General features: G+C 26.1%; 19 protein-coding genes and 1 pseudogene. 7 read left to right on the top strand and 13 right to left on the bottom strand.

Annotation, left to right across the window (positions count from 1 at the left end):
* Positions 1-30 precede the first annotated feature (30 nt).
* On the bottom strand, positions 31-918 hold the full coding sequence (locus H0H64_RS02755; RefSeq protein ID WP_185857267.1) for an NAD kinase: 888 nt from the start codon (positions 916-918) through the stop codon (positions 31-33).
* A 153-nt stretch (positions 919-1071) separates the two neighbouring features.
* On the opposite strand from H0H64_RS02755, the pseudogene H0H64_RS02760 reads away from it, so the two are divergent.
* From H0H64_RS02760 to H0H64_RS02770, 3 genes and pseudogenes are all read left to right on the top strand, one after another.
* Positions 1072-1997: pseudogene (locus tag H0H64_RS02760) on the top strand (GHMP family kinase ATP-binding protein).
* A 9-nt stretch (positions 1998-2006) separates the two neighbouring features.
* On the top strand, positions 2007-2714 hold the full coding sequence (locus tag H0H64_RS02765; protein ID WP_185857268.1) for a pseudouridine synthase: 708 nt from the start codon (positions 2007-2009) through the stop codon (positions 2712-2714).
* 23 nt (positions 2715-2737) lie between these two features.
* Positions 2738-3160 carry a type II 3-dehydroquinate dehydratase gene (locus tag H0H64_RS02770; RefSeq protein ID WP_185857269.1) on the top strand — a complete coding sequence of 141 codons (423 nt, stop codon included), beginning with the start codon at positions 2738-2740 and terminating at the stop codon, positions 3158-3160.
* Here the strand turns inward: H0H64_RS02770 and yihA are convergent.
* Genes yihA through H0H64_RS02795 form a run of 5 tightly spaced genes read right to left on the bottom strand, consistent with a single transcriptional unit; the run spans position 3127 to position 6861 of the window.
* Complete coding sequence (yihA, locus tag H0H64_RS02775; protein ID WP_185857270.1) at positions 3127-3762, bottom strand: ribosome biogenesis GTP-binding protein YihA/YsxC; 636 nt, start codon at positions 3760-3762, stop codon at positions 3127-3129. The two genes, H0H64_RS02770 and yihA, sit on opposite strands and share 34 nt — an antisense overlap.
* Entirely contained in the window at positions 3731-4540 is an 810-nt protein-coding gene (locus tag H0H64_RS02780; RefSeq protein ID WP_185857271.1) for an alpha/beta fold hydrolase, read from the bottom strand. Before H0H64_RS02780 ends, yihA begins: the two co-directional genes overlap by 32 nt.
* A 30-nt stretch (positions 4541-4570) precedes the next feature.
* Positions 4571-5308 carry a ribonuclease III family protein gene (locus tag H0H64_RS02785; RefSeq protein ID WP_185857272.1) on the bottom strand — a complete coding sequence of 246 codons (738 nt, stop codon included), beginning with the start codon at positions 5306-5308 and terminating at the stop codon, positions 4571-4573.
* Positions 5298-6557 (bottom strand): beta-ketoacyl-ACP synthase II, encoded by a 1260-nt coding sequence (gene fabF, locus H0H64_RS02790; protein WP_185857273.1) that lies wholly within the window; start codon positions 6555-6557, stop codon positions 5298-5300. The genes H0H64_RS02785 and fabF overlap by 11 nt, the downstream gene beginning before the upstream one ends.
* A 34-nt stretch (positions 6558-6591) precedes the next feature.
* Positions 6592-6861: an acyl carrier protein gene (locus tag H0H64_RS02795; protein WP_185857619.1), complete on the bottom strand. Its 270-nt coding sequence runs from the start codon at positions 6859-6861 to the stop codon at positions 6592-6594.
* Between the two features lie 88 nt (positions 6862-6949).
* Here H0H64_RS02795 and H0H64_RS02800 point away from each other — a divergent pair, with 88 nt between their 5' ends.
* The gene (locus H0H64_RS02800) at positions 6950-8533 is read left to right on the top strand and encodes a phosphoenolpyruvate carboxykinase (ATP) (RefSeq protein ID WP_185857274.1); all 1584 of its coding nucleotides are present in this window, start codon (positions 6950-6952) and stop codon (positions 8531-8533) included.
* Between the two features lie 24 nt (positions 8534-8557).
* Here H0H64_RS02800 and H0H64_RS02805 read toward each other — a convergent pair whose 3' ends face one another.
* Complete coding sequence (locus H0H64_RS02805; protein WP_185857275.1) at positions 8558-9157, bottom strand: riboflavin synthase; 600 nt, start codon at positions 9155-9157, stop codon at positions 8558-8560.
* A 43-nt stretch (positions 9158-9200) separates the two neighbouring features.
* Between H0H64_RS02805 and pdxA the strand changes: the two genes are divergently transcribed.
* Positions 9201-10241 carry a 4-hydroxythreonine-4-phosphate dehydrogenase PdxA gene (gene pdxA, locus H0H64_RS02810; protein WP_185857276.1) on the top strand — a complete coding sequence of 347 codons (1041 nt, stop codon included), beginning with the start codon at positions 9201-9203 and terminating at the stop codon, positions 10239-10241.
* Here the strand turns inward: pdxA and H0H64_RS02815 are convergent.
* Together H0H64_RS02815 and atpD are read right to left on the bottom strand one after the other, a co-directional pair.
* The gene (locus H0H64_RS02815) at positions 10236-10466 is read right to left on the bottom strand and encodes a FoF1 ATP synthase subunit delta/epsilon (RefSeq protein ID WP_185857277.1); all 231 of its coding nucleotides are present in this window, start codon (positions 10464-10466) and stop codon (positions 10236-10238) included. The two genes, pdxA and H0H64_RS02815, sit on opposite strands and share 6 nt — an antisense overlap.
* A gap of 18 nt (positions 10467-10484) precedes the next feature.
* Positions 10485-11993, bottom strand: a complete 1509-nt coding sequence (gene atpD / locus H0H64_RS02820) for a F0F1 ATP synthase subunit beta (protein ID WP_185857620.1) — start codon at positions 11991-11993, stop codon at positions 10485-10487.
* Between the two features lie 76 nt (positions 11994-12069).
* Between atpD and H0H64_RS02825 the strand changes: the two genes are divergently transcribed.
* The gene (locus tag H0H64_RS02825; protein ID WP_185857278.1) at positions 12070-13008 is read left to right on the top strand and encodes a bifunctional riboflavin kinase/FAD synthetase; all 939 of its coding nucleotides are present in this window, start codon (positions 12070-12072) and stop codon (positions 13006-13008) included.
* Positions 12992-15652: a PD-(D/E)XK nuclease family protein gene (locus H0H64_RS02830; RefSeq protein WP_185857279.1), complete on the top strand. Its 2661-nt coding sequence runs from the start codon at positions 12992-12994 to the stop codon at positions 15650-15652. Before H0H64_RS02825 ends, H0H64_RS02830 begins: the two co-directional genes overlap by 17 nt.
* Here H0H64_RS02830 and leuB read toward each other — a convergent pair.
* Genes leuB through H0H64_RS02850 form a run of 4 tightly spaced genes read right to left on the bottom strand, consistent with a single transcriptional unit; the run spans position 15646 to position 19908 of the window.
* Positions 15646-16704 carry a 3-isopropylmalate dehydrogenase gene (leuB, locus tag H0H64_RS02835; RefSeq protein ID WP_185857621.1) on the bottom strand — a complete coding sequence of 353 codons (1059 nt, stop codon included), beginning with the start codon at positions 16702-16704 and terminating at the stop codon, positions 15646-15648. The two genes, H0H64_RS02830 and leuB, sit on opposite strands and share 7 nt — an antisense overlap.
* A 1-nt stretch (position 16705) precedes the next feature.
* A complete protein-coding gene (gene leuD / locus H0H64_RS02840; protein WP_185857280.1) occupies positions 16706-17299 on the bottom strand; it encodes a 3-isopropylmalate dehydratase small subunit in 594 nt (197 codons plus the stop codon).
* Positions 17274-18674: a 3-isopropylmalate dehydratase large subunit gene (gene leuC / locus H0H64_RS02845; protein ID WP_185857281.1), complete on the bottom strand. Its 1401-nt coding sequence runs from the start codon at positions 18672-18674 to the stop codon at positions 17274-17276. Before leuC ends, leuD begins: the two co-directional genes overlap by 26 nt.
* Before the next feature lie 10 nt (positions 18675-18684).
* Positions 18685-19908 carry a 2-isopropylmalate synthase gene (locus tag H0H64_RS02850; RefSeq protein WP_185857282.1) on the bottom strand — a complete coding sequence of 408 codons (1224 nt, stop codon included), beginning with the start codon at positions 19906-19908 and terminating at the stop codon, positions 18685-18687.
* Between the last annotated feature and the right edge of the window lie 11 nt (positions 19909-19919).

Below are 19919 nucleotides of genomic sequence, written 5' to 3' on the forward strand. Positions count from 1 at the left end.
ATATAAAATAAAAATCAAGATTTTTCATATTCAATTTCGTTGATCCATTCCCCATAAAAGTTTTTCTCTCAATGTTTTATAATATGTATTCCTTCCTTCTTGAAGGAGATATATGTAAAAAGGCGCTTTTTGAATGTATAATTCGTTTTCTTGATTCAAAGAAGTTAATCTTGTATCCATAGATAAAGAATAAGATTTTACACGACTATGTATTTTTAAATACACTTTTTGATGATCCGATATGATTAATGGACGTGAAAATAAGTTATGTGGAGATATAGGTGTTAAAACAAAATTTTTATTTTCAGGTCCAATAATAGGACCGCCACAACTTAGAGAATATCCAGTTGACCCAGTGGGGGTAGAAATTATTAATCCATCAGCCCAATAAGAAGTTAAAAATTCATTATCTATATAAGCATCTATAGTGATCATCGAAACCATTTCCTTTCTAAGGATTACGATTTCATTTAATGCAAAGTTGAAAAATTTTTTTTGATCCGTTACAGAAGTCTTTAACGACAATAAACTTCTAGGCATTATGTTAAGTTTTCTATTAAAAATTTTATCTATTTTTTGTATAAAAACGTCTTTACTAAAAGTAGCTAAAAAACCTAAATTTCCTGTATTAACTCCAACTATAGGAATACCAGAATCTCTAATTAATGTAATGGCGGAGAGTATAGTCCCATCTCCCCCAAAAGTAAACATTAAACTGAAATCTTTATTTGTTAGTTCTTTATAATGAGAAAATACAGGAAAATCTAAATATTTGAATTCTTTAAAAGAAGACAAAACATGAAAAAATGATTTTTCAATATGAATTTCTATTGAATGACTAAAGGCATAGCCTATGAACTGATTTAAATATGGTATATTTTTTTCACAAAATTTTTGTCCATATACGGCTATTTTCATTTTAAAATTTTCTTAAACAACAAACTGAAAAATTACGAATTTAATTATTTTATTTATTAGAACATAATAAATGAAAATAATAAAAATAAAGAGTTTTTTTTAAATTTGTGTTGTTTGAAAAAGAAAATAGTAAGCAAAAAATTAAAATAAAAAATGAAAAAATCTTCGTTTCCGGCAAAAATATTGTTATTTGGAGAATATGGGGTTTTAAAAAATTCAAGCGGACTTTCTATTCCTCACAATATTTACAGAGGAACTTTAAAAGTTCATTCAGAATTCAATAAGAATATTGAAGATTTTTCAAATTATGAAATCAAGAAATTTTATAGTTTCTTATCTATTTTGGAAAAAAAAAAGTTTTAACAAAACTGAATTTAAAGAAATTACATCAAGATATACAAAAAGGAATATTTTTTCATTCAAACATTCCTCAAGGATATGGAATAGGAAGTTCTGGAGCTTTAGTTGCCGCTATTTATGATAAATATGCAAAAAATAAATTAAAGACATGTTTAAAAAAACATATCATAATATTAAAAAATATATTCAGTAAAATGGAGTCTTTTTTTCATGGAAAAAGCTCTGGAATAGACCCTTTAATTTGTTATTTAAATCAACCTTTACTCATTCGGTCTAAAACAGATATTTCTATAATAAAAATTACAAAAAAAAATAAAGGAAAAGGAGCTATTTTTTTATTAAATTCTGGAGCTCCTAGTAAAACTGATTCTATGATCAAATTTTTTTTCAAAAAGTTTAAACAGAATAAATTCAAAAAATTTTTTTTCATAGAATTTATAAAATATAATGAAAAATGCATTGAGTCTTTTTTAAAGAAAGATTTTAAAATTTTGTTGGAAAATGTTAAACTTTTATCCACTTGGGTTTTCAATCATTTTCGTCCCATGATTTCAAAAAAATTTTGGAAAATATGGGAAAATGGAATTTTAAATAATATATATTATTTAAAATTGTGTGGTTCTGGAGGGGGGGGCTTTATTTTAGGTTTCACCTCGAATTATGATTTATCTAGAAAAAAATTAAAAAAATATACAATGGAAGTTCTTTTTCATTTTTAATTCATTTTTATGCATCATAAAATTAGATTAAATCATTACTTGTCCAATGCAGGAATTTCTTCCAGAAGAAAAGCGGATAAACTTATTCAATCTGGAGCAATAGAAGTGAATGGAAAACCTGTTTTTAGGTTAGGAACAATTATTCGTACAGATGATATTGTTAAATTTCATGGATCAAAAATTAAATCTAAAAATAAAATTTATATATTACTTAATAAACCTAAAGGTTTTATTACTACTACACGAGATCAATTTAATAGAAAAACAGTAATGAATTTAATTCCTTGTTTATCTAAATATAGGATTTTTCCTGTAGGAAGATTAGATTCTTCTACTACAGGAGTTTTGCTTCTAACAAATGACGGATATATGGCTGAGAAGTTAACTCATCCTAAATATCATATAAAAAAAATATATCATGTATCATTAAATAAAAAAATTAGAAATGAAGATTTAGATAAAATAAGAAAAGGAAAAATTTATCTAAAAGAAGGAAAAGTAAAAGTTATTTTTGTGAATCAAAAAAATGCTAAAAATCAAATAGAAATAGGATTATATATCGGATGGAATAGAGTCATTAAACGAATATTTAAAAAATTAAATTATCAAGTTATTCGATTAGATCGTATTAATTTCGGGGGACTTTACAAAAAAGATCTTAAAATAGGAAATTGGTGTTTTTTAAATAAAGAAGAAATACAAAATATTACTAAATAACTAAATATAAAAATATTTTTTTCATGAAAAAAATAGCCATTATTAATGGTCCTAATTTAAATCTTTTAGGAATCAGAGAACCTGAATTGTACGGAAATGAAAATTTTTTAGATTATATTAAAAAATTAAAAAAAAAACTATCTAATCATATAGAAATTATTTATTATCAAAATAATAGTGAAGGGAAAATTATAGATATTTTACATTATATAGGATTCAAATACAATGGAATTATCCTAAACGCAGGAGCTTATACACATACTTCTATAGGAATTGCTGATGCTATAAAATCTATCCCTTCTCCTGTTATAGAAGTTCATATCTCTAATATTTATTCTAGAGAATCTTTTAGAAAAAAATCATTCTTATCTCCTGTTTGTAATGGAACAATTTTTGGTTTTGGATTTAAATCTTACGAATTAGGAATAATGAGTTTTTGTTTATGAGTCTTAGGTCTATAAAAATCATTTAATTTATTAATATATTGAATTATATTGTTGATTCCATATTTATTTTTAACGGAAACTTTAACCCATGTGGGTATAGATAGACCGTTTTTTTGAATTGTATTAATACAGAAAGAAATATTTTCATCAATCAGTTTATGATTTTTTAATTTATCCGTTTTTGTGAAAACAACACAAAAATGCATTTTCATATCGTTTAATTTTTGTATAAAATTTAAATCTATTTCTTGTATAAGAAACCGACAATCTATCAACAAGAATAAAAAAGTGATATATTTTTTATGAAAAATATAATCTATGATTAATTTTTGCGTCTTTTTTTTATTTTTTTTTACAGAAAAAAAACCATAGCCAGGCAAATCTATGAAATACCATTGATGATTTATTAAAAAATAATTGATGCTTTGTGTTCTTCCAGGGAAAGAAGAAACCTTAGCGATTTTTTTTTTAGTTATACTATTTATTAAACTAGATTTTCCAACATTAGAACGTCCTACAAAAGCATATTCAGGAAAATTATGAATAAATAACTGATTGATATTAGTAAAACTACCTGTAAATTTTACAGAAAAAATTTTCATGATTAAAATTAAATTTAGAAAGCCATTTTTCTAATATTTCTATAAATTTTTTGGGATGTTCCATCATCGGAACATGCCCGCATTTATCTATCCAATGTAATTCTGAATGAGGTAATAATCTATGAAATTCTTTTGCGACTTCTGGAGGGGTGACTTGATCTTGTTTTCCCCAAATTAAACAAATAGGTTGCTGAATTACAGATAAATCTTTAGACATATTATATTTCATGGCACTTTTGGCAATATATAGAGTTTTAATTCCTTTTTTTTTATCATTTACAATATGAAAAACTTCATCTACTAATTCTTTAGTAGCTATATTTGGATTATAAAAAACTTCTTGTGATTTTTTTCTAATATAATCATAATTTTCTCTTTTAGGAAAAGCATCTCCAAAGGCTTTTTCGAATAAGCCTGAACTTCCTGTCAAAACCACAGAATGTACTAAATCCATTCTTTTTTTTGCTATGATTAAAGCGATGTGTCCTCCAAGGGAGTTTCCTATTAAAGTCGCTTTTTTGATTCCTGTTTCCATTAAAAATTGGATTATATATTTAGATATGTTATAAATATTAGTCAAGAATAATGGCATATTATAAATAGGTAATGATGGGATGATAACTTGATAACCTTTTTTTGGAAAAAAATCTAAAAGAGCTTTGAAATTGCTTAAGCCCCCCATTAATCCATGAAGTAAAATCAAAGTATGCCCTTTCCCTTCTTTTATATGAGGAAATTTTTTTTCTTTATTCTCTTTATTCTCAATAATATTAAGCATAACATCATTTAATTTTTTTATTTTATGTTTTTAAGTATTTTTTTGTTGTTTTTGTTTTTGAACAACCAAGTAAGCTTCTTTAGCTGCCATTTCTTCTGATTTTTTTTTCGAAGATCCTCTTCCTTTGGTTTGAATTCCACATTCTGATATTGTGAATTCAGATAAATAGATAATTTTATTTTTATCTTCTCTAAAAGTTTTAAAATTTATAAAAAATTTATTTTTTTGAGCCCATTCTATAATCCATACTTTATAACTGAAAATTTCATTTTGCAATTTTTCAATATTTACATGAGTATGTAAAATTTTTTTATGTACAAAATTTTCACAGCTTTGATATCCTCCCTCCAAATAAATGAATCCGATTAAAGCTTCAAGTGTATTTCCTAGCATATTATCAGATATCATAATAGATTTATCGAAAAAAATATCTGCAATAGTTAATTTTTTAGAAATTTCATTTAAATTTCTTCTACATACAATTTTGGATCGTATTTGAGTTAATTCTCCTTCTTTCTTTTTAGGAAATTTTTCACACAAAAAATATGATATTATAGAATTTAATACAGCATCTCCCAAAAATTCTAATCTTTGAAAATTAATAGAATAATTTTGATTCAAATTTCTTTTTTTAGTAGAAAAACTATATATAAATACTTCCTTTAAAAATTTTGTATTTTTTGGGCAAAACCCTAATATTTTTATCAACCGACCAACTAATATGGAATAGTCATTTTTTTCAAAAATAGCACTATTTTCAGATAACATTTATTTTTTTGAATAAAATACAAACATTATGTCCCCCAAAACCAAAAGTATTGCACATACTAATTCTTACCTTTTTTTTTATTGCTTTATTTGGGGTTAAATTAATTTTTGGATCTATATTTTTATCTATATGGAACAAGTTTATAGTTGGAGGGATGATCCCTTTTGTTATAGGAAGAATAGAAGCAATTGCTTCTATTGCTCCAGCTGCACCTAATAAATGCCCCGTCATAGATTTTGTAGAATTAATATTTATATTATGTATGTTTTCATGAAATACTTCTTGAATTGCTTTTATTTCTGCAAGATCTCCTAATTTAGTAGATGTTCCATGAGAATTAATATGATCAACTTCTTTGCATTCAATCCCAGCATCTCGAATAGCGCTTTTCATAGCTAAAACAATTCCTTTTCCTTCTGGATGAGGAGCTGTAATATGGTATGCATCTCCAGACATTCCTACTCCTACTATTTCAGCATATATCTTGGCCCCTCTTTCTTGAGCGTGTTTATATTCTTCAAGAACAAGACATCCTGCTCCTTCTCCTAATACAAAACCATCTCTATTTTGATCAAAAGGTCGTGATGCCGTTTGATAATCTTCGTTTCTAGTAGATAATGCATGTAAAGCATTAAACCCCCCAACTCCACTTTGTGTGATGGCCGCTTCAGATCCTCCAGTAATCATAATATCAGCTTTTCCTAAGCATATTAGATGATAAGCATCTACAATGGCATTAGAAGATGAAGCACAAGCAGATACTGTCGCATAATTTGGACCATGAAGACCATAATTTATAGAAATAAAACCCGCAGTAATATCTATTAGCATTTTTGGAATAAAAAACGGACTAAATTTAGGATATTTTCCTCCATGTATATAATCTGATATAGATTCTTCTAAATTTAAAAGACCTCCAATTCCAGATGCCCAAATTACTCCTATTCTTTCTCTTTCTTCTTTTGAAAAATTAATTTCACTATTTTTGATCGCTTCTTCAGAAGCGACAATCCCATATTGTGCACAAGGATCTAATTTTCGTTTTTCTTTTTTATTGAAAAAAACACTTGAATCATAATTTTTTAATTCGCAAGCAAATTTAGTTTTATATTTTTTAGTATTGAAATAAGTAATGGGATTACAACCATTTTTTCCGTTAATAAGAGAAAACCAATACTCTTCTACAGTATTACCTATAGGCGTAATAGAACCGATACCAGTAACCACTACTTTTTTTAATTTCTCCATATCTACACATAAAAAAAATAAATACCTGTATAATCTAATCAGTTTTTTTTTCTTCTACATTTTTTTTTTCCATTAAAAGATTTTCTATAGCCTGAACGGCTTCACCTACTGTTGTTATTTTTTCAGCTTTCTCATCTGAGATACTAATGTTAAACTCTTTCTCAAACTCCATAATGAGTTCTACTATATCTAGGGAATCTGCTCCTAAATCATTAGTGAAACTAGCGGTAGGAGTAATCTCACTTTCTTCTACGTTTAATTTTTCTACAATAAGAGCGTTAACTTTTGATGCAATGTCAGACATAGATTCATAATTTTTTTTATGATACAAAATTAGTAAACTTTTGTAAATCATATATAAATTTGCTTTACGCATAAATAGTACATGACATATGATCTCTTTTTCTCTAAAAAATTATGGAATTTTGAATTCTTCATATAATTGGCAACTTACGCCTTATGAACTACAAAAAATTATTATTCAAAAAAAAATGGGAATTGAAACAAAATCAGGGGTTTTAGCAATAAATACAGGGGTATTCACTGGAAGATCCCCCGAAGATAGATTTATTGTAAAAGATAAGATTACAGAACAAAAAGTTTGGTGGGATGAAAAATTTAATCAATCTTTCGATTCAGAAAAATTTGATTTTTTATATCAAAAATTTGCACAATATTTATCTGGAAAAACATTATATATCAGAGATGGATATCTTTGTTCCGATAATCGTTATCAATTAAATGTTCGTTCTATTAGTGAATATCCGTGGTCTGATTTATTTATTCATAATCTTTTTTTAAGATTCACAAAATTGGAAAAAATTTTACCAGATTGGTTATTATTGTGTGCTCCAGGATTCCAGGCTAACCCTGTAAAAGATGGGACACGAAATAAAAATTTTTCTATATTAAATTTTTCGAGAAAAGTAATCCTGATTGGAGGGTCAGGATATACAGGAGAAATTAAAAAATCTATATTTTCTGTTCTCAATTTTATCCTCCCTATGTATAAAAATGTTTTTCCTATGCATTGTGCCGCAAATGTAGGAAAACATAAAAAAGATACAGCTTTATTTTTTGGATTATCTGGAACAGGAAAAACTACTATTTCTAATGATATAAATAGAAATTTGGTTGGGGATGATGAACATGGATGGACTTATGATAATATTGTATTTAATTTTGAAGGAGGATGTTATGCTAAAATATTGGGTATTTCTAAAAAAAATGAACCTATGATTTATCATGCGATAAGAAAAGGAGCAATGTTAGAAAACGTAATTTTCAAAAAAAAAACTAAAGAAGTCGATTTTTTAAATGACACCATTACTCAAAATATGAGAATAAGCTACCCTATTTATTTTATAAAAAATATTGAAAGAAAACTATTGTCTTCTAATATAAGAAATATTTTTTTCCTAACATACGACGCTTTTGGGGTTTTACCTCCTATAGCTAAACTTAATAAAGCACAATCTTCTTATTATTTTTTGTTAGGGTATACATCTAAAGTTGCTGGAACTGAATTAAATATTAAAAAACCAAAAGCAACTTTTTCTTCTTGTTTTGGAGCTCCATTTATGCCTTTACATCCCGTTCAATATACGAAAATGTTAATGAAAAAATTAGATAATACTGAAATCAATGTTTGGATGATTAATACCGGATTGATATCTGGAGGATTATCATCTGGATATCGTATAAAATTAGATGATACACGTAAAATTGTGCAAAATGCTTTAAACGGTTTTTTGTCAGGAGTCTCTTACGAAAAATATCCTATTTTTAATTTTCAAATACCGAAATCTTGTCCAGGAATATCTTCTAGTATATTGAATCCGAAAAATTCATGGAGTAATGAAAAAATGTATCAAAATCAAGTCAAAATACTTGCTAAAAAATTTATTCAACATTTTAATATATATAGACAATATATAGATAAAAATATTTTGTCTGGAGAACCTGTTTTAGAGTAGAATAGAATAAGTAAATATATTTATCTATTTTTTACAATGTTTTTGTATAGATTTATTAATATATTTTGCTAGTATATCAAATTCTACATTTACAATATCACCAATCTTCATTAAATGAAGATTGGTTTTTTCATAAGTGAAAGGAAGAATAGAAACGTTGAATGTATATTGATCACATTTTATTATAGTAAGACTTATTCCATTAATAGTAATAGAACCTTTTTCTACAACTAGTTGATCCAATTTATTTTTAGATTGAAAAAAAAAGAGCCAACTTCCATTTCTATTTTCAATCTTAATTATCGTAACAGTTGTATCCACATGTCCTTGAACTATATGTCCATTTAATCTTTCATGCAACATTACTCCCCTTTCCAAATTTACTTCATCTTGAATTTTTAAAAAATTAAAGTTAGAGCATAATAAAGTTTCTTCAGAAGCTATAACTGAATAAGTTTTTTTATTTATATCCATAATACTTAAACATACTCCATTATGACAAATACTCTGATTGATTTGAATTTCGTTATTTAAAAATGGATTATTTAAAGTTATACGAAGATTATTTTTTTCACGATTAAATTGATGCACTTTTGTAGTGCATTCTATTATCCCAGTAAACATAATGGTTGATAATTTTTTTCATATTTTAAACTAAATTATATATATGAATCATATAAAAAAAAAAATTAAAGTCGGATTTACCACGGGTGATATTAACGGAATAGGAATAGAGATTTTTTTGAAAGTGTGTTCAAAAAAAAAACTTTTAGATTTTTTTACTCCGATATTATTTGGATCTACCAAATTATGTTTTTATTATAAAAAAATTTTAAATATGGAAATCAATAATATACGAGAAGTTAAAAATTTTAAAGAAGTAGTTGATTATAAAATCAATATTTTCAATATTTGGAAAGATGATATTAAATTTGAATCTATAAAAATAAATCATCCTGAATCAGGAAAATACCCTATTTCATCTTTAAAAAAAGCAGTAAAAGCTTTAAAAGAAGGAAAAATAGATGTACTTGTAACAGCTCCTGTTAATAAAAAACACATGAATTTCAAAAATTTTTCATTTTTTGGTCATACTGAATATCTACAGAATGTTTTGGGAGGAGAATCCTTAATGTTAATGATTCACGATTTTTTAAAAATTGCATTAGTTACCAATCATTTACCCTTAAAAAGGGTAAGTTCAGAATTAAATATTAAAAAAATAATAAAATCAATAAAAATTTTACGTAAATCTCTTATCATTGATTTTTCTGTAGAAAAACCTAAAATTGCAGTTTTAGGATGTAATCCACATTCCAGTGATAATGGATTAATAGGAAATGAAGAAAAAATAAAAATTAAACCAGCTATTGATAGTTTATTTCAAAAACAAGGATGGTTAGTTTTTGGGCCTTATCCTTCAGATAGTTTTTTTGGAAATCAAAGCTATCGAAATTTTGATGCAGTTTTAGCTATGTATCACGATCAAGGATTAATCCCTTTTAAAACCCTAACTTTTAATCATGGAGTGAATTTTACAGCTGGACTTTCTCATATACGGACATCTCCTGATCATGGAGTCGCCTATGATATAGCTAAAAAAGGAATTGCTAATGAAAGTTCATTTGAAGAAGCAATTTTTAACGCTATAAAAATATTTAAAAATAGAAAAGAATATATGGAATTTAGTTTATCCAAATTATCATAAAATTATAACAATCAGATTTTTTTTCACTTGTAAAAGTCCACCTTCTATCTTTATTTTCTTTTTTACATTTTTTGATTCTAATTTTAAACAACCATTTTTTAATATAGAAATAAATGGAGTATGATTTTTTAATATTTGAAAATACCCATGATATCCAGGAGCTATAATAGAAATTATATTTTCTTGATACAAAATTTTATGAGAGCTAATAATTTTTATTTTCATAAAATTCATTTATGACAATTATGTCAATAACATTTTTTTTCCACTTTCTATAACTTGTTCAATAGTTCCTTTTAAATTAAAAGCGGCTTCTGGAATACCATCCAACTCTCCATCTATTATCATATTGAATCCTTTTATAGTGTCTTCAATTTTTACAAATTCTCCTTCTATTCCCGTAAATTGTTTTGCCACATGAAATGGTTGAGATAAAAAACGTTGAACACGTCTAGCTCTAGCAACTATTAATTGATCTTCTTCACTTAATTCTTCTATTCCGAGAATAGCTATAATATCTTGTAAAGAATTATATTTTTGTAAAATTTCTTTCACCTTTTGTGCGCAATTATAATGATTTTCATTTATTATATCTGGAGATAAAATACGTGAAGTAGAATCTAGAGGATCTACTGCAGGGTAAATTCCTAAAGATGCTATTTTTCTAGAAAGAACGGTAGTTGCATCTAAATGTGAAAATGTGATAGCAGGAGCAGGGTCTGTTAAATCGTCTGCAGGAACATAAACCGCTTGAACTGAAGTGATAGACCCTGTTTTTGTAGAAGTTATTCTTTCTTGCATAGAGCCCATTTCAGAAGATAAAGTCGGCTGATATCCTACTGATGAAGGAATTCTTCCTAATAACGCAGAAATTTCTGATCCAGCTTGAGTAAAACGAAATATATTGTCTATAAAAAATAATACATCTTGTCCTTTTTTTCCTTCTAAATATTGATCTCTATAATATTCTGCTAATGTTAATCCGGATAAAGCCACTCTTGCTCTGGCTCCAGGTGGTTCGTTCATTTGACCAAAAACAAAAGCCGCTTTAGATTCCTTCAAAGATTCTTTATCTATCTTAGAAAGATCCCAATATCCTTTTTTCATAGATTCCATAAAAGACTTTCCATATTTTATAATTCCAGATTCCAACATTTCTCTTAATAAATCGTTTCCTTCTCTAGATCTTTCTCCTACTCCTGCAAAAACAGATCGGCCTCCGTGTCCTTTTGCTACATTATTAATTAATTCTTGTATTAATACAGTTTTTCCAACCCCTGCCCCTCCAAATAAACCAATCTTTCCTCCTTTAGGATAAGGTTCTATTAAATCTATAACCTTAATTCCTGTATACAAAATTTCTGTATCAGTAGATAAATCTACAAATGCAGGAGACTTACTGTGAATAGGCTTGCTATCCGATCTATCTACATCTCCTAATCCGTCTATACAATCTCCTAATACATTAAAAACCCTACCATTAATAGATTCACCTACAGGTACACAAATTGGTTTATCTAATGCATAAACTACTTGACCTCTTTGCAATCCGTCCGTAACTTCCATAGATATACAACGAACATTCCTATCTCCCATATGTTGTTGAACTTCCAATACAATTTTATTTTTTTTATATGAATATACTTCCAAAGCATCATAAATTTTAGGAAGATAAGAACCTTCTTTAAAAGAAACATCGATTACTGGTCCTATAATTTGAGTAATTATTCCTTTAAATTTTTTTTGATGCATCATGTAATCCCTTTTTTTTAAATATTTATACAGTTAAATTTGTAATTGTAAATGTAAGAGAAAAAAGATAACAATTTTGAAAGTTTATTCATTGATTGATGAATTTTCTTCTTTATATCCATGTGTATTTACACTTGGAATTTTTGATGGCGTTCATATAGGTCATCAAAAAATTATTAAAAACTTGATTTTTAGATCTCAAAAAAAATATTCTTCCGTTTTGCTTACTTTTCATCCACATCCAAAAGAAATATTGAACTCTAATAAAAATTTTTTTTACTTAAATACTCTTTCTGAAAGAATATATAATTTAAAAAAAACAGGAATAGAGCATTTAATCATTCATCCTTTTACTATAGATTTTTCAAAATTAAGAACAAAAGACTTTTTAAAAAAAATTTTACATCCTAAATATAAAATTCAACAAATCATTACTGGATACGATTCTCATATTGGAAAAAACAGAGATAATTCTTACGAAGAATTAAAAAAATTATCTCATATTTATAAAATAAAAGTTTATCAAGTAAGTCCTCATAAATTAAGAGAAAAAGTCATTAGCTCGACTCATATACGTGAATCTCTTTTATTAGGAAATATACAATGGGCAAATCAAGCTTTAGGATATTTCTATACATTATCTGGAAATGTCATCCCAGGAAAAGGCATAGGAAGAATGATGAATTTTCCAACTGCAAATCTACAAGTGGACTCTCAAAAATTGATTCCTAAAAAGGGGGTCTATGCTGTAAAAATTAATTATTTTAATAACATATATTTAGGAATGTTAAATATAGGAATTAACCCCACTATAGAGAAAGAAAATAAAAAAATAAAAATAGAAGTGCATATATTTGATTTTTTTGAAAATATATATGGAAAAAAAATAGATATTTTAATGATTCACATAATACGTGAAGAAAAAAAATTTAACTCTATACAAGAATTGAAAAAACAAATATGTATAGACGAAATCAATATAAAAAGATTTTTTTCTCGTGAAAAAAAAAGTTGATAAAATTATTAAAGATATTATATTCGAAAACTTCAATAAAAAAATCTTTTTTATATCAAAAGATCCTACTATTATAGAATATATAAAAAATAAATACAATTCAAAATTCAGTTCAAAAACTAATTTTTTTACAATAAAAGAATTTTTTGAAAATATTTCTGAACTCAAAACTTTAGATAATCATTCAACTTTACTTTACTTTTTTTCTATTTTAAAAAAAAATGATTTCATAGAAAAAAATTTTCATGATTTTTTTAATTGGGGACCTAAAATATTAAATGATTTTCAAAATATAGATTTTAACATGGTTAATGTTGAATCTTTTTTCTCTTGCATTATTTCTAGAGAAAAGATAAACAAATGGAATCTTGATCTTTTAGAACAAGAAAAAAATTTTTTTTGGGAAAAAATTCATAAATACTATTATATTTTACAATCTCAACTTCTAAAAAAAGGAATTGCTTATCATGGAATGCTTTTCAAAACAGCGATTTCTCGTTTAGATTCCTTTTTATATCGAAATTTTAATATAAAAATTGTATTATTTCTTGTTGATAGTATTGCATTTAATGAATGTGAAAAAATTTTGACTCAAAAAATTCTTCAACAAGGACTAGTTTATGATTTATGTAAAAAAGATATTTCAATTTCGACTCCATGGCCTTTAAATAAAAAGATAATTTCGAATTCTAAAAAACGTTTACAATATGATAATTTAAAAATTATTGGAGTTCCAAAAGAAATAGAACAATTGAGAATTGTAGAGGATATCATATGTAAATTCATAAAAAAAAATCAAAAACCTAACAAAATCCTTTTAATCCCAGGAGATAACCATTTGACCATTCCATTAATACATTCTATAAAAAGAAAATTAAGAATTAATGTTTCTTTCAATATTAATTGTCCATTAAATGATATTCCTATTTATTATACTTTTTATTCTATATTTCAATTACTGTTAAAAAAAAATAAATTCAAAAAATTTACTAAAAAAGATGTTATAAGAGTATTATCCAATGGATATATTAAAAAATTTTTTTTAAAAAAAAATACAATATTAAATAAATTTAATATTGAAAATGATTCTGATTTTATTTACGAAGACGAAATAAAAAAATATTTATATGAAAATGATTTATGGATTATTTTTAAAATTCCAACTGACAATATCAAAATAATTCTTATAAGTATTATAAGCTTTATAAGAAAATTTATAAAATTGCTTATTACGAAAAAAAGAAAACATTTTTTGGAACTAAAATTTTTTTTTAAACTAGAAACTTATATACAAAAATTAAGAATAATAGTTAGAAAAACTAAAAATTTATCTATAGGAATCAATGATCTATTTAACATATATGAACAGTTTACTCATACAGAAAATGTACGATACATGCATAAAAATATAAGAGGATTGTATGTAACAGGTTTCATAGATGTTTTTTTTAAAAATTTTGATATTGTGATTATTACATCCTTTAATGAAGGAGTAATCCCACCAAGTCATAAAAAAAATTCATTCATTCCCTTTGATATATATCAAAAATTACAAATAAATAACACCAATGAAAATTGGTATTTCCATCATTTAACAAGGATTATTCAATTTTCCAAAAAAACATATTTAATATATAAAGATCAACCAGATGAAATTAATTCTGGGGAAAAAAGTCGTTTTATTCATAGGATAGAAATAAATTCTAAAATCTCAACGGAAAAAATAAATAAACCATTTTTTCCTATAATCTCAAAAAGACTTCCTATTGTAATTAATAAAACGAAATCGATTATTCAGCGTTTACATGAATTAATATATAAAGGATTATCTCCTTCTTCCATTTATTTATATAATTATAATCCTCTTTTATTCTATTATAAGAAAATACTGAAATTAAATAACCTAGAAAAAACGTCTTATAAAAAAAAAATAGGAAAAATTATTCATCAAACATTAAAAATTTTATATGATCCTATAAAAGGGAATTTGATTACCATTGAGTATATTCATAAAATGAAAAAAAATTATGAATCTACTATAAAAAAAGTTCTTTTAGAAAAAGAAGAAATTATTGAAGGAAATAATATGTTTTTTTATTATGTCATAAAAAATTATATAGAAAATTTTATTTCATGGGAAGAAAAATTTGTTATTAACGGACATAAAATTTTTATAAAAGAAATAGAACGGAAAGTATCTGCAAGATTAAATGTTGGCCCGATAAAGGTAAATTTGCATGGTATTATAGATCGTATAGATGAGTATGATGGAATTACTCGTATTCTTGATTACAAGATAGGATTTTCAAAAATCAAAGAGATAAATATTTCTTTAAAAAATATGGAAAACATTTTCTCTGATATAAATCAAGCAAAAATCATGCAATTGCTTATTTATATTTATTTATGGTTTAAATCCCCTGCATTTAAAGGAAGTAAAAAAAAACCTCCTATTATAGGAATTGTTTCTCCCGAAATGAATGGAAGTATATTCCAAGTTCCTATAAATATTTTTCATATACAAAAAATTCAAAAAACAAACATAACATATTTAGATTATAAAATAAATGTTCTCCCATTTCTTATTAAAAGAATTTCTGATATTCTAGATCCTAGAATTCCAATCGTAGAAAAAATTTATTGATTTATAATATATTTTTCTATACAATCACCTACTTCTTCAGTAGTAGAAGATAATTTTGAATCAATAACATCTGGTGTACAGATTTTTTTTTCAATAGAATTTTTCACAGCTTTTTCTAAAAGATTTTTTTCTTGATGCATTCCAAAATATTCTAACATCATAGAACCTGAAAGAATACATCCTAAAGGATTTGCAATATTTTTTCCTTTAGCTTGAGGATAAGATCCATGTATTGGTTCAAACATCGATTTACAATCTCCTATCGAAGCAGAAGGTAGTAATCCTACTGAACTTGCTAAAACACTAGATTCATCTGACAGAATATCTCCAAACATGTTATCCGTTAAAATAATATCAAATTTTTTTGGATTCATAATAATTTGCATAGATGCGTTGTCTACATACAAAAAATCTAAAGACACATCTGGGTAATCTAACGATATTTTTTTAATAACTTCTCTCCACAATCTAGAAGTTTCTAATACATTCGCCTTATCCACCAGTGTTACTTTTTTTTTACGAAAAAGAGCAGCTTTAAAAGCCATTTCCCCAATTCTTTCGATTTCTGATTTGGAATAAATACAATAATCATATGCTTTTTCTCCATTTTTACTACGACCTTTTTCTCCAAAATAAATCCCTCCCGTTAATTCACGATATATAATAAAATCTACTCCATTTAATAATTCCTTTTTTATAGGAGATTTATCTAATTTTGGAAATACTACTATAGGACGAATATTACAATATAAATTCATTTTTTTTCTGAGTTTTAACAATCCGTCTTCAGGCCTCATTCCTATTGGATTATGATCGTGTTTAGGGTCTCCTATACAACCAAATAAAACAGCATCTGATTTTAAACAATTATCTATAGTTTCTTTTGGCATAGGATCCCCTAATTTTTCTATGGCTTTAGATCCAGCTAAAATATTTTTATAATGAAAATCGTGACCGTATTTTATAGCGATGGAATTTAAAACTTTTATCGTTTGTCTTATAATTTCAGGCCCTATTCCATCTCCTTCTATTACAGAAATATTTTTTTTCATATTAAAAAAATCTTCTATTTTTTTCAAAATTTTCTACATTATCTTTGATAGAAATTAAAAAGTCTATATCATCATAACCATATATGAAAGAATTTTTTTTATATGGATGTATATGAAATTTATCAAATTCTCCAGTTTTTATAATTGTAACCTTTTGATTAATTAAATCAACTTTTATTTGAATTTTCGGATTTTTTTCAACTGCATTAAATAATTTATTTAAGAAATATTCGGACACTTCTACTACTAATAGTCCATTATTTAATGCATTTTCTTTAAAAATATCAGCAAAAAAACTAGATATTATTACCCTAAATCCATAATAAAAAATAGCCCATACAGCATGTTCACGACTGGACCCACAACCAAAATTCCTTCCTGATAAAAGAATTTTTCCATGAAAATTAGAATCGTTTAATATAAAATTTTTATTTAAGGAACCATCTTTTTGATAACGCCAATCCATAAAAAGATTTTTTCCACATTCTTCAGGTTCAATTTTTTTTAAAAAACGAGCAGGAATAATTTGATCTGTATCTACATCCTCTATAAATAATGGAACAGCCTGACTAATTAACGTCGTAAATTTTTTCATAAATATATTTATTAATATCTACAATTTTACCTTCAACAGCTACAATAGCTGCAGTTAAAGGACTAGCAAGTAAAGTACGAGATCCTGGACCCTGTCTTCCTTCAAAATTTCTATTAGATGTAGAAATACAATATTCTCCTGCAGGGATCTTATCTTCATTCATACCTAAACAAGCAGAACATCCTGGTTGACGAAAATCAAATCCAGATTTTTTAAAAATCTTATCTAATCCTTCTTTTTTAACTTGTTTTACGACTTGATTGGATCCAGGGACTATCATTACTTGTACATGATTCGCTTTTTTTTTTCCTTTTATTATAGAGGCCACCAATCTCAAATCTTCTATTCTAGAATTTGTGCAACTTCCTATAAAAATATAATTAATTGTCTTTCCTATCAAAGATTCACCTAATGAAAACCCCATATAATCTAAAGACTTATAATCTATTCCTGATTTTGGTATTTTTTCTGATATTTTTATTGACATTCCGGGATTTGTTCCATATGTTATCATAGGTTCAATATCTTCAGCTTTTAATAGATATTCTTTATCAAATATTATCTTATCATCTGTTTTTAAAGATTCCCAATATTTTATAATTTGTTTCTCTTTTGTTTTAATTTTTTGAAATTCCTTACATTTTTTTACATAATCAAAAGTGATTTTATCTGGAGCTATTAATCCACCTTTTGCCCCCATCTCAATGCTCATATTACAAATAGTCATTCTTCCTTCCATGCTCATTTTTTTAATAGTATCCCCCGTATATTCTATAAAATATCCAACTCCAACATCCACTCCTAATTTTGATATGATATATAAAATAACATCTTTCGGAGTTACTCCTCTTCTTAAATTTCCATTTAATTGTATTTTCATTTGTTTAGGCTTGGATAACAATAAACATTGACTTGCCATAACCATAGTAACTTGACTTGTTCCAATTCCGAAAGCTATACAGCCAAAAGCTCCATGAGTGGAAGTGTGACTATCCCCACAAACTATTGTCATACCGGGTAAAGTATAACCTAATTCAGGTCCAATAACATGAACTATCCCATTATTTTGATTCCCTAATTCATATAGGGTGATTCCAAATTTATTGCAATTATCTGTTAATAAATTTATTTGCTTTCTAGATAAAGGATCTGAAATTGGTAAATGCTGATTAATTGTAGGTACGTTATGGTCTGCAGTAGCTATAATTTGATTGGGTCTAAAAATAGATAAATTCCTTTTTTTTAACTCTAGAAATGCTTGAGGGCTTGTAACTTCATGAATATAATGTCTATCTATATAAAGAATATATATTTCATTTTCCAATTTTTTAACAACATGCGCCTCCCAAATTTTATCAAATAATGATTTTGACATTTTTATACTATTATACGACATTTATTCTTATACTACTATTATTCGTATTGATATGCAATACTTTATTTTTATTATTATTCAAATTAGCTTTTTTTAATATGATTTTTAATTCCATATCAGATATTTCTTTCTTTTCATCTGCATATTTCAAAAAAATAGAATAAACTAAATCTAAAGAATGTTTATTTAATAAATACCCCAATTTATTATAACGATATGCTAGAGCTGCCCGACCACTTCTCGCTGTAAGAATTATTGAAGACTGATCTATTCCAACATCTTCTGGATTAATGCTTTCATAAGTTTCCCTTTTTTTAATGACTCCATCTTGATGAATTCCAGAAGAATGAGAAAAAGCGTTAATTCCCACTATAGCTTTATTGGCTTGCACTTTCATTCCCGTACATTCTGATACCAAGGTACTTGTAGAAGAAATTAATTTTGTATTAATATTAGTAAACAAATTTAAATGAGAATTTTGCTTAATAATCATAACAATTTCTTCTAAAGAAGTGTTTCCAGCTCTTTCTCCAATTCCATTCATAGTGCATTCTACTTGTTCTGCTCCACTCATAATTCCAGATAATGAATTAGCTGTAGCTAATCCTAAGTCATTATGACAGTGAGTAGATAATATTATCTTATGAATTCCTTTTACATTTTCCTTTAAAAAACGTATTTTATTTCCATATTCTTCTGGTAAACAATATCCTGTAGTATCTGGGATATTAATTACCGTTGCTCCATTTTTAATCACATTTTCACAAACTTTTGCTAAAAATTCATTTTCTGTACGTCCTGCATCTTCAGCATAAAATTCCACATCTTCTACAAACCTTTTTGCATATTTCACTGCATATATAGCTCTTTCTATAATTTTTTCTGGAGTGCTATTAAATTTATAACGAATATGACAATTTGAAGTTCCTATTCCAGTGTGAATTCTAGGTCTCTTAGCATATTTTAATGCTGACCCCGCTACTTCTATATCCTTTTCTACAGCTCTAGATAAGGCACATATTACAGTAGTATGTGAAATTGATTTACATATTTCTTGAACGGATTTATAATCTCCTGGACTTGAAGTGGGAAATCCTGCTTCTATTACATCGACTCCTAAAGAGTCTAATTTTTTAGCGATTCTTACTTTTTCTTTCGTATTTAATTTACACCCAGGAACCTGTTCTCCATCTCGTAGAGTTGTATCCAAAATTTGTATTCTCTTTTTTTCCATATCATTGGATT

It is taken from the genome of Blattabacterium cuenoti (genome assembly GCF_014251635.1).
Classification (GTDB): Bacteria; Bacteroidota; Bacteroidia; order Flavobacteriales; family Blattabacteriaceae; genus Blattabacterium; species Blattabacterium cuenoti_S.